The sequence below is a fragment of the Pseudomonas cimarronensis genome (assembly GCF_049331905.1).
Lineage (GTDB): Bacteria > Pseudomonadota > Gammaproteobacteria > Pseudomonadales > Pseudomonadaceae > Aquipseudomonas.
Genome location: NZ_CP186283.1, coordinates 3,716,204 through 3,727,500, shown reverse-complemented (window position 1 = coordinate 3,727,500; position 11,297 = coordinate 3,716,204). Strand labels below are relative to the sequence as shown.

General features: G+C 53.6%; 3 protein-coding genes, 2 tRNA genes and 5 rRNA genes (1 of these 10 cut by a window edge). All 10 read left to right on the top strand.

Annotated features, from left to right (window positions below):
* Nucleotides 1-1,792, top strand: a 23S ribosomal RNA gene (locus tag ACOCLD_RS17415); it begins 1,099 nt to the left of the window's first position.
* 134 nt (nucleotides 1,793-1,926) lie between these two features.
* Nucleotides 1,927-2,042: ribosomal RNA gene (rrf, locus tag ACOCLD_RS17410) — 5S ribosomal RNA — on the top strand.
* A gap of 374 nt (nucleotides 2,043-2,416) precedes the next feature.
* Nucleotides 2,417-3,952, top strand: a 16S ribosomal RNA gene (locus ACOCLD_RS17405).
* Between the two features lie 65 nt (nucleotides 3,953-4,017).
* A tRNA-Ile gene (locus ACOCLD_RS17400) sits at nucleotides 4,018-4,094 on the top strand.
* A 31-nt stretch (nucleotides 4,095-4,125) separates the two neighbouring features.
* Nucleotides 4,126-4,201: transfer RNA gene (locus ACOCLD_RS17395), tRNA-Ala, on the top strand.
* 243 nt (nucleotides 4,202-4,444) lie between these two features.
* Nucleotides 4,445-7,335, top strand: a 23S ribosomal RNA gene (locus tag ACOCLD_RS17390).
* 134 nt (nucleotides 7,336-7,469) lie between these two features.
* Nucleotides 7,470-7,585, top strand: a 5S ribosomal RNA gene (gene rrf, locus ACOCLD_RS17385).
* The 16S, 23S and 5S rRNA genes sit together here with 2 tRNA genes alongside, the layout of an rRNA operon.
* 145 nt (nucleotides 7,586-7,730) lie before the next feature.
* The gene (locus ACOCLD_RS17380) at nucleotides 7,731-8,390 is read left to right on the top strand and encodes a paraquat-inducible protein A (RefSeq protein ID WP_422910069.1); all 660 of its coding nucleotides are present in this window, start codon (nucleotides 7,731-7,733) and stop codon (nucleotides 8,388-8,390) included.
* A complete protein-coding gene (locus ACOCLD_RS17375; RefSeq protein WP_422910068.1) occupies nucleotides 8,377-9,000 on the top strand; it encodes a paraquat-inducible protein A in 624 nt (207 codons plus the stop codon). The genes ACOCLD_RS17380 and ACOCLD_RS17375 overlap by 14 nt, the downstream gene beginning before the upstream one ends.
* The gene (locus ACOCLD_RS17370) at nucleotides 8,993-11,296 is read left to right on the top strand and encodes an MlaD family protein (RefSeq protein ID WP_422910067.1); all 2,304 of its coding nucleotides are present in this window, start codon (nucleotides 8,993-8,995) and stop codon (nucleotides 11,294-11,296) included. The genes ACOCLD_RS17375 and ACOCLD_RS17370 overlap by 8 nt, the downstream gene beginning before the upstream one ends.
* The last annotated feature ends 1 nt before the right edge of the window (nucleotide 11,297 follow it).

Sequence of the window (11,297 nt, the reverse complement as noted above, 5' to 3'; positions counted from 1 at the left end):
GAGTCGGCCTGCGCGGAAGATGTAACGGGGCTCAAACCATACACCGAAGCTACGGGTTCAACGTAAGTTGAGCGGTAGAGGAGCGTTCTGTAAGCCTGTGAAGGTGAGTTGAGAAGCTTGCTGGAGGTATCAGAAGTGCGAATGCTGACATGAGTAACGACAATGGGAGTGAAAAACTCCCACGCCGAAAGACCAAGGTTTCCTGCGCAACGTTAATCGACGCAGGGTGAGTCGGCCCCTAAGGCGAGGCAGAAATGCGTAGTCGATGGGAAACGGGTTAATATTCCCGTACTTCTAATTACTGCGATGGAGGGACGGAGAAGGCTAGGCCAGCACGGCGTTGGTTGTCCGTGTTTAAGGTAGTAGGCTGGTTTCTTAGGTAAATCCGGGAAATCAAGGCCGAGAACTGATGACGAGTTATCTTTTAGATGACGAAGTGGTTGATGCCATGCTTCCAGGAAAAGCTTCTAAGCTTCAGGTAATTAGGAACCGTACCCCAAACCGACACAGGTGGTTAGGTAGAGAATACCAAGGCGCTTGAGAGAACTCGGGTGAAGGAACTAGGCAAAATGGCACCGTAACTTCGGGAGAAGGTGCGCCGGTGAGGGTGAAGTATTTACTACGTAAGCCCATGCCGGTCGAAGATACCAGGCCGCTGCGACTGTTTATTAAAAACACAGCACTCTGCAAACACGAAAGTGGACGTATAGGGTGTGACGCCTGCCCGGTGCCGGAAGGTTAATTGATGGGGTTAGCTAACGCGAAGCTCTTGATCGAAGCCCCGGTAAACGGCGGCCGTAACTATAACGGTCCTAAGGTAGCGAAATTCCTTGTCGGGTAAGTTCCGACCTGCACGAATGGCGTAACGATGGCGGCGCTGTCTCCACCCGAGACTCAGTGAAATTGAAATCGCTGTGAAGATGCAGTGTATCCGCGGCTAGACGGAAAGACCCCGTGAACCTTTACTATAGCTTTGCACTGGACTTTGAGTTTACTTGTGTAGGATAGGTGGGAGGCTTTGAAGCGTGGACGCCAGTTCGCGTGGAGCCATCCTTGAAATACCACCCTGGTAACCTTGAGGTTCTAACTCTGGTCCGTTATCCGGATCGAGGACAGTGTATGGTGGGTAGTTTGACTGGGGCGGTCTCCTCCTAAAGAGTAACGGAGGAGTACGAAGGTGCGCTCAGACCGGTCGGAAATCGGTCGTAGAGTATAAAGGCAAAAGCGCGCTTGACTGCGAGACAGACACGTCGAGCAGGTACGAAAGTAGGTCTTAGTGATCCGGTGGTTCTGTATGGAAGGGCCATCGCTCAACGGATAAAAGGTACTCCGGGGATAACAGGCTGATACCGCCCAAGAGTTCATATCGACGGCGGTGTTTGGCACCTCGATGTCGGCTCATCACATCCTGGGGCTGAAGCCGGTCCCAAGGGTATGGCTGTTCGCCATTTAAAGTGGTACGCGAGCTGGGTTTAGAACGTCGTGAGACAGTTCGGTCCCTATCTGCCGTGGACGTTTGAGATTTGAGAGGGGCTGCTCCTAGTACGAGAGGACCGGAGTGGACGAACCTCTGGTGTTCCGGTTGTCACGCCAGTGGCATTGCCGGGTAGCTATGTTCGGAAAAGATAACCGCTGAAAGCATCTAAGCGGGAAACTTGCCTCAAGATGAGATCTCACTGGAACCTTGAGTTCCCTAAAGGGCCGTCGAAGACTACGACGTTGATAGGTTGGGTGTGTAAGCGCTGTGAGGCGTTGAGCTAACCAATACTAATTGCCCGTGAGGCTTGACCATATAACACCCAAACAATTTGATGTTTGTGTGTCTCTATGAAGACTGCAACAGCCGAAAATTTGTAAGACTGCAAAACCAAGACATCACATACCCAATTCGGGATAGCGCCTCACCGCGACATCCCAGCTGAATCGCTTGACGACCATAGAGCATTGGAACCACCTGATCCCATCCCGAACTCAGTAGTGAAACGATGCATCGCCGATGGTAGTGTGGGGTTTCCCCATGTGAGAGTAGGTCATCGTCAAGCACCTATACCAAAACCCCCGATCGTGAAAACGGTCGGGGGTTTTACTATTAGTACAAGCATGAAGTTTTGAGCGATCAGAACGACTGCTTAAAAGTTACAGATGCAAGTGGTTGAGTAGATAGAACTTTTCTGAAAAGAACTTCGAAAAACAGCTTGACGGAAGATGAGGCTGCTGTAGAATGCGCGCCTCGGTTGAGACGAAAGACTTAACCAACCGCTCTTTAACAACTGAATCAAGCAATTCGTGTGGGTGCTTGTGAGGTAAGACTGCTAGTCGCAAGATTATCAGCATCACAAGTAACACTCGTTAATTTGAGAGTTTTTTGTCGATTGCTGAGCCAAGTTTAGGGTTTTCTCAAAACCCAAGCAGTATTGAACTGAAGAGTTTGATCATGGCTCAGATTGAACGCTGGCGGCAGGCCTAACACATGCAAGTCGAGCGGTAGAGAGAAGCTTGCTTCTCTTGAGAGCGGCGGACGGGTGAGTAATGCCTAGGAATCTGCCTAGTGGTGGGGGATAACGTTCGGAAACGGACGCTAATACCGCATACGTCCTACGGGAGAAAGCGGGGGATCTTCGGACCTCGCGCCATTAGATGAGCCTAGGTCGGATTAGCTAGTTGGTGAGGTAATGGCTCACCAAGGCGACGATCCGTAACTGGTCTGAGAGGATGATCAGTCACACTGGAACTGAGACACGGTCCAGACTCCTACGGGAGGCAGCAGTGGGGAATATTGGACAATGGGCGAAAGCCTGATCCAGCCATGCCGCGTGTGTGAAGAAGGTCTTCGGATTGTAAAGCACTTTAAGTTGGGAGGAAGGGTAGTAGCCTAATACGTTGCTATTTTGACGTTACCGACAGAATAAGCACCGGCTAACTTCGTGCCAGCAGCCGCGGTAATACGAAGGGTGCAAGCGTTAATCGGAATTACTGGGCGTAAAGCGCGCGTAGGTGGTTCAGTAAGTTGGAAGTGAAATCCCCGGGCTCAACCTGGGAACTGCTTTCAAAACTGCTGAGCTAGAGTACGGTAGAGGGTGGTGGAATTTCCTGTGTAGCGGTGAAATGCGTAGATATAGGAAGGAACACCAGTGGCGAAGGCGACCACCTGGACTGATACTGACACTGAGGTGCGAAAGCGTGGGGAGCAAACAGGATTAGATACCCTGGTAGTCCACGCCGTAAACGATGTCAACTAGCCGTTGGAATCCTTGAGATTTTAGTGGCGCAGCTAACGCATTAAGTTGACCGCCTGGGGAGTACGGCCGCAAGGTTAAAACTCAAATGAATTGACGGGGGCCCGCACAAGCGGTGGAGCATGTGGTTTAATTCGAAGCAACGCGAAGAACCTTACCTGGCCTTGACATGCTGAGAACTTTCCAGAGATGGATTGGTGCCTTCGGGAACTCAGACACAGGTGCTGCATGGCTGTCGTCAGCTCGTGTCGTGAGATGTTGGGTTAAGTCCCGTAACGAGCGCAACCCTTGTCCTTAGTTACCAGCACCTCGGGTGGGAACTCTAAGGAGACTGCCGGTGACAAACCGGAGGAAGGTGGGGATGACGTCAAGTCATCATGGCCCTTACGGCCAGGGCTACACACGTGCTACAATGGTCGGTACAAAGGGTTGCCAAGCCGCGAGGTGGAGCTAATCCCATAAAACCGATCGTAGTCCGGATCGCAGTCTGCAACTCGACTGCGTGAAGTCGGAATCGCTAGTAATCGTGAATCAGAATGTCACGGTGAATACGTTCCCGGGCCTTGTACACACCGCCCGTCACACCATGGGAGTGGGTTGCACCAGAAGTAGCTAGTCTAACCGCAAGGGGGACGGTTACCACGGTGTGATTCATGACTGGGGTGAAGTCGTAACAAGGTAGCCGTAGGGGAACCTGCGGCTGGATCACCTCCTTAATCGAAGACTTCAGCTTCTTCATAAGTTCCCACACGAATTGCTTGATTCATTGCGAAAGACGATTGGGTCTGTAGCTCAGTTGGTTAGAGCGCACCCCTGATAAGGGTGAGGTCGGCAGTTCGAATCTGCCCAGACCCACCAATTGTTGTGGGGTTAGGCCTTCGATGTAATTGGGGCCATAGCTCAGCTGGGAGAGCGCCTGCCTTGCACGCAGGAGGTCAGCGGTTCGATCCCGCTTGGCTCCACCATTTACAGCATCGTTTAGAGTTCAGAAATGAACGTTCCTGCACAAGCAGATGAATGTTGATTTCTGGTCTTTGACCAGTAACAAATCGTTCTTTAAAAATTTGGGTATGTGATAGAAGTGACTGATTGATTACTTTCACTGGTAATTAATCTGGTCAAGGTAAAATTTGTAGTTCTCAATTGCAAATTTTCGGCGAATGTCGTCTTCACGTTAGAGACAATAACCAGATTGCTTGGGGTTATATGGTCAAGTGAAGAAGCGCATACGGTGGATGCCTTGGCAGTCAGAGGCGATGAAAGACGTTGTAGCCTGCGATAAGCTCCGGGGAGTCGGCAAACAGACTTTGATCCGGAGATCTCTGAATGGGGAAACCCAGCCAGCATAAGCTGGTTATTACACACTGAATACATAGGTGTGTAAGGCGAACCAGGGGAACTGAAACATCTAAGTACCCTGAGGAATAGAAATCAACCGAGATTCCCTTAGTAGTGGCGAGCGAACGGGGACTAGCCCTTAAGTTGATTTGAGAATAGTGGAAGGCTCTGGAAAGTGCCGCCGTAGTGGGTGATAGCCCCGTACACGAAATTCTCTTATCAATGAAATCGAGTAGGACGGAGCACGAGAAACTTTGTCTGAATATGGGGGGACCATCCTCCAAGGCTAAATACTACTGACTGACCGATAGTGAACTAGTACCGTGAGGGAAAGGCGAAAAGAACCCCGGAGAGGGGAGTGAAATAGATCCTGAAACCGTATGCGTACAAGCAGTGGGAGCCCACTTTGTTGGGTGACTGCGTACCTTTTGTATAATGGGTCAGCGACTTATATTCAGTGGCAAGCTTAACCGAATAGGGGAGGCGTAGCGAAAGCGAGTCTTAATAGGGCGTTTAGTCGCTGGGTATAGACCCGAAACCGGGCGATCTATCCATGGGCAGGTTGAAGGTTAGGTAACACTGACTGGAGGACCGAACCGACTACCGTTGAAAAGTTAGCGGATGACCTGTGGATCGGAGTGAAAGGCTAATCAAGCTCGGAGATAGCTGGTTCTCCTCGAAAGCTATTTAGGTAGCGCCTCGTGTATCACTGCTGGGGGTAGAGCACTGTTTCGGCTAGGGGGTCATCCCGACTTACCAAACCGATGCAAACTCCGAATACCAGCAAGTGTCAGCACGGGAGACACACGGCGGGTGCTAACGTCCGTCGTGAAAAGGGAAACAACCCAGACCGTCAGCTAAGGTCCCAAAGTTATGGTTAAGTGGGAAACGATGTGGGAAGGCTTAGACAGCTAGGAGGTTGGCTTAGAAGCAGCCACCCTTTAAAGAAAGCGTAATAGCTCACTAGTCGAGTCGGCCTGCGCGGAAGATGTAACGGGGCTCAAACCATACACCGAAGCTACGGGTTCAACGTAAGTTGAGCGGTAGAGGAGCGTTCTGTAAGCCTGTGAAGGTGAGTTGAGAAGCTTGCTGGAGGTATCAGAAGTGCGAATGCTGACATGAGTAACGACAATGGGAGTGAAAAACTCCCACGCCGAAAGACCAAGGTTTCCTGCGCAACGTTAATCGACGCAGGGTGAGTCGGCCCCTAAGGCGAGGCAGAAATGCGTAGTCGATGGGAAACGGGTTAATATTCCCGTACTTCTAATTACTGCGATGGAGGGACGGAGAAGGCTAGGCCAGCACGGCGTTGGTTGTCCGTGTTTAAGGTAGTAGGCTGGTTTCTTAGGTAAATCCGGGAAATCAAGGCCGAGAACTGATGACGAGTTATCTTTTAGATGACGAAGTGGTTGATGCCATGCTTCCAGGAAAAGCTTCTAAGCTTCAGGTAATTAGGAACCGTACCCCAAACCGACACAGGTGGTTAGGTAGAGAATACCAAGGCGCTTGAGAGAACTCGGGTGAAGGAACTAGGCAAAATGGCACCGTAACTTCGGGAGAAGGTGCGCCGGTGAGGGTGAAGTATTTACTACGTAAGCCCATGCCGGTCGAAGATACCAGGCCGCTGCGACTGTTTATTAAAAACACAGCACTCTGCAAACACGAAAGTGGACGTATAGGGTGTGACGCCTGCCCGGTGCCGGAAGGTTAATTGATGGGGTTAGCTAACGCGAAGCTCTTGATCGAAGCCCCGGTAAACGGCGGCCGTAACTATAACGGTCCTAAGGTAGCGAAATTCCTTGTCGGGTAAGTTCCGACCTGCACGAATGGCGTAACGATGGCGGCGCTGTCTCCACCCGAGACTCAGTGAAATTGAAATCGCTGTGAAGATGCAGTGTATCCGCGGCTAGACGGAAAGACCCCGTGAACCTTTACTATAGCTTTGCACTGGACTTTGAGTTTACTTGTGTAGGATAGGTGGGAGGCTTTGAAGCGTGGACGCCAGTTCGCGTGGAGCCATCCTTGAAATACCACCCTGGTAACCTTGAGGTTCTAACTCTGGTCCGTTATCCGGATCGAGGACAGTGTATGGTGGGTAGTTTGACTGGGGCGGTCTCCTCCTAAAGAGTAACGGAGGAGTACGAAGGTGCGCTCAGACCGGTCGGAAATCGGTCGTAGAGTATAAAGGCAAAAGCGCGCTTGACTGCGAGACAGACACGTCGAGCAGGTACGAAAGTAGGTCTTAGTGATCCGGTGGTTCTGTATGGAAGGGCCATCGCTCAACGGATAAAAGGTACTCCGGGGATAACAGGCTGATACCGCCCAAGAGTTCATATCGACGGCGGTGTTTGGCACCTCGATGTCGGCTCATCACATCCTGGGGCTGAAGCCGGTCCCAAGGGTATGGCTGTTCGCCATTTAAAGTGGTACGCGAGCTGGGTTTAGAACGTCGTGAGACAGTTCGGTCCCTATCTGCCGTGGACGTTTGAGATTTGAGAGGGGCTGCTCCTAGTACGAGAGGACCGGAGTGGACGAACCTCTGGTGTTCCGGTTGTCACGCCAGTGGCATTGCCGGGTAGCTATGTTCGGAAAAGATAACCGCTGAAAGCATCTAAGCGGGAAACTTGCCTCAAGATGAGATCTCACTGGAACCTTGAGTTCCCTAAAGGGCCGTCGAAGACTACGACGTTGATAGGTTGGGTGTGTAAGCGCTGTGAGGCGTTGAGCTAACCAATACTAATTGCCCGTGAGGCTTGACCATATAACACCCAAACAATTTGATGTTTGTGTGTCTCTATGAAGACTACAACAGCCGAAAATTTGTAAGACTGCAAAACCAAGACATCACATACCCAATTCGGGATAGCGCTTCACCGCGACATCCCAGCTGAATCGCTTGACGACCATAGAGCATTGGAACCACCTGATCCCATCCCGAACTCAGTAGTGAAACGATGCATCGCCGATGGTAGTGTGGGGTTTCCCCATGTGAGAGTAGGTCATCGTCAAGCACCTATACCAAAACCCCCGATCAAGAAATTGATCGGGGGTTTTACTTTGCGCAGCGAAAACAGAGCGCGCCCGTGTGAGCCGTTGATAGGCAATGATGCGGCGTGTGGCTATGATGCCTGGGCGTACTTCCAGCAGAGTTTTTACATGGCCGAACCGGCATCTCCTGACGCACTCTCCGAGCCTGAGCTCAAGCAACTTATTGCCTGCCATGAGTGCGATTTGTTATTGCGTAGGCCGCCGACTGCAGCCGGTGATCGGGTTGAATGCCCGCGTTGCGGCTATGAGCTGTATACGCATCGCACGCAGGTTATCCGCCGCAGTATGGCGTTGGTGATTGCCGCCTTGCTGCTGTATGTGCCAGCCAATTTCTTGCCGATTATGCGCCTTAACTTATTGGGGCAGGCGACCGAGGATACAGTCTGGAGTGGTGTGCTCGGGTTGTATAACAACGGCATGCAGGGTGTCGCTGTTGTGGTCTTTCTGTGCAGCATGGCGGTGCCATTGCTCAAGCTGCTGTGCCAGTTTGCTGTGTTGCTGAGTATCCGCCTGGATATTGGCCGCGGTTATGGTCTGCTGCTTTATCGCATTTATCACCATATGCGCGGGTGGGGCATGCTTGAGGTCTACCTGATGGGCATTCTGGTGGCCATTGTGAAACTGGTTGATCTGGCTGAGCTGAGCATTGGTTTAGGGTTGCTGTGTTTTATCGCGCTGCTACTGGTGCAGGTATGGCTGGAGGTGACGATGTCGCCGCATCAGATCTGGGAAGCCCTGTCGGGAGAGGATGAGCATGCGCGCGATTGATGCCGGGCTGCTGATTTGTCATGAATGTCACCAGCTCAATCCGCAGCAGCCGGATAGCAGAAAACAGTTCTGTACGCGTTGCGGTGGCCGTCTGCATGCGCGTAGACCCAACAGTCTGGTACGTACCTGGGCGTTGCTGTTGACGGCTGCAGTACTGTATATCCCCGCCAATCTGTTGCCGATCATGACGGTCAACTCGCTGGGCAAGGGCCAGTCCGACACCATCATGTCGGGGGTTATCGAGTTGGTGAACTACGGCATGCTGCCGATTGCTGCGGTGGTGTTTATTGCCAGTATTCTGGTGCCAACGTTCAAGTTGGTGGGTATCGCTCTGTTGCTGTATTCGGTGCAACGCCATCAGCCGATGTCGGCGCGTCAGCGGATATTGATGTACCGATTTATCGAGTGGATTGGCCGCTGGTCGATGCTCGACATCTTTGTCATCGCGATACTAGTGGCGGTGGTCAATTTCGGCAGCCTGGCCAGTATCGAGCCCGGCTACGGTGCAACGGCTTTTGCCAGTGTGGTGGTGCTGACCATGCTGGCTGCTCTAACTTTTGACCCCCGCTTGATATGGGACAACACGGATTCGGATGACGACCATGAATGATTTGCCGTTAGCCAAAGCACGCCCCGCCTCAAACTGGTCGGCCATTTGGGTGCTGCCGCTGATTGCGCTGCTGATCGGCGGCTGGCTGGGATGGCGGGCCTATAACGAAGCGGGCATTGAGATACAGGTGACCTTCGAGACCGGTGAAGGCCTGCAGGCCGGCAAGACCGAAGTCATCTACAAGGGCATGTCGATCGGCAAGCTCACTGCCCTGGAGCTGGATGACAGCGGTGAGCAGCGAGGTGTACGGGCGACCCTGGAAATGGACAAACGGGTTGAGCACCAACTGCTCAGCAACACCCGCTTCTGGCTGGTTAAACCGAGCGTTTCGCTGGCAGGGATTACCGGCCTGGAAACCCTGGTATCGGGTAATTACATTGCCGCCAGCCCGGGCGATGGCGAGCCTACGCGCAAGTTCACCGCACTCAATGAGCCTCCACCGCTGGCCGATAATGCGCCTGGCCTGCACCTGACCCTCAAGGCCGAGCGCCTGGGTTCGCTGAACCGTGACAGCCCGGTGTTCTACAAGCAGATCCAGGTTGGTCGGGTTAAAAGCTACGCGCTGTTAGAGGATCAGAATCAGGTTGAGGTGAAGGTATTCATTCAACCGGAGTTTGCCTCCCTGGTGCGCAAACACACGCGTTTCTGGAACGCCAGTGGTGTGTCCATCGATGCGGGGCTTTCGGGGGTGAAAGTGCGTACCGAGTCGCTGGCCAGCATCGTGGCCGGTGGTATTGCCTTTGCCACTCCGGAACACCGCAAGGACAGCCCGCCGACCGATCCGTCGCTGCCCTTCCGCCTGTATGAAGACTTCGACACGGCGCAGGCCGGTATTCGCGTCAACCTCACCCTGCATGACTTCGACGGTCTGGAACCTGGGCGTACGCCGGTGATGTACAAGGGTATTCAGGTCGGACACATGAAGACCTTCAAGATCGATGATGACCTCAGTGGCGCGCGGGTCGAGCTGATGCTGGATCCGCGCACCGAAGACTATCTGGTGGAAGGCACCGACTTCTGGGTGGTCAAACCGTCGATTTCCCTGGCCGGTATTACCGGCCTGGAGGCGCTGGTCAAAGGTAACTACATTGCCATCCGCCCAGGGGAGAAGGGCGGCGCACCGGCGCGTGACTTTGTCGCCAGGCCAAAGGCGCCCCCGCTCGATTTGGCCGCCCCCGGCCTGCATCTGGTGTTGTTCAGTGACGTGCGTGGTTCGCTGGAGGTTGGCAGTCCGATTCTGTTCAAGCAGCTCAAGGTCGGCTCGGTACAGAGCTATCAGCTGTCACGGGATAACAAGCAGGTGGCGTTCGGTGTTCATATCGAGCCTGAGTATGCTCATCTGGTGAACAACAGCACGCGCTTCTGGAATGCCAGTGGCATTACCCTCAAAGGTGGATTGTCCGGGGTTGAGGTCAAGAGCGAGTCCTTGCAGACCCTGCTGGCCGGCGGTATTGCTTTCGAGACCCCCGACCCGAAAGCCGCCAAGGATGACAAGCGGGTGCAGCGCTTCAACCTCTACAGCAGCCAGGAACAGGCGTTGGAGAAAGGCGTGGCCTTGACCATCCGTGTGCCCCGTGGCGATGGGCTGAATCCGGGCACGTCGATTCGTTACAAAGGGCTGGATGTGGGCAAGGTTGAGCGCATCGAGCTGACCGATGATCTGCAGGCGGTGATTCTCCACGCCCGGGTTACCCAGGCAACGCAGCAGATTGCCCGTGCTGGTACGCAGTTCTGGGTGGTCAAGCCCGAGGTCAGCCTGACCCGCGCTGCCAACCTGGAAACGCTGGTCACGGGCCAGTATCTGGAAGTGCAGCCCTCGAATCAGAAGGGCGCTGCGCAGGTTAACTTTACGGCTGCTGAAGCACCGCCTAAAGCCAATGTCCGTGAGCAAGGTCTGCGTCTGGTGTTGAGCGCTGCGCGGCGTGGTTCGATCAAGCCGGGGGTGGTGGTCAGTTATCGTGAAGTGCCGGTGGGCAAGGTGACCGACTTTGAACTTGGCCCGACCTCGGATCGTGTGCTGATCCATATCCTGATCGAGCCGCGTTATGCGCCTTTGGTACGCACCGGCAGCCGCTTCTGGAACGCCAGCGGCATTGGTGTGGATGCCGGGCTGTTCAGTGGCGTGAAGGTGCGTACCGAGTCGCTGGAAGCTTTATTGGAAGGTGGGATTGCCTTTGCTTCGCCGGATAACCCGCAAATGGGCGGCCCGGCACAGGCTGGGCAGACCTTTGCCCTGCACGATGAGGTCAAGGAAGAGTGGTTACGCTGGGCGCCGAAGATCGCGCTGGAGAAATAAC

Excerpts from the sequence above, each read along its gene's own strand:
- ACOCLD_RS17370 (WP_422910067.1), top strand. The coding sequence starts at position 8,993 with ATGAATGATTTGCCGTTAGCCAAAGCACGCCCCGCCTCAAACTGGTCG.
- ACOCLD_RS17380 (WP_422910069.1), top strand. The coding sequence starts at position 7,731 with ATGGCCGAACCGGCATCTCCTGACGCACTCTCCGAGCCTGAGCTCAAG.
- ACOCLD_RS17375 (WP_422910068.1), top strand. The coding sequence starts at position 8,377 with ATGCGCGCGATTGATGCCGGGCTGCTGATTTGTCATGAATGTCACCAG.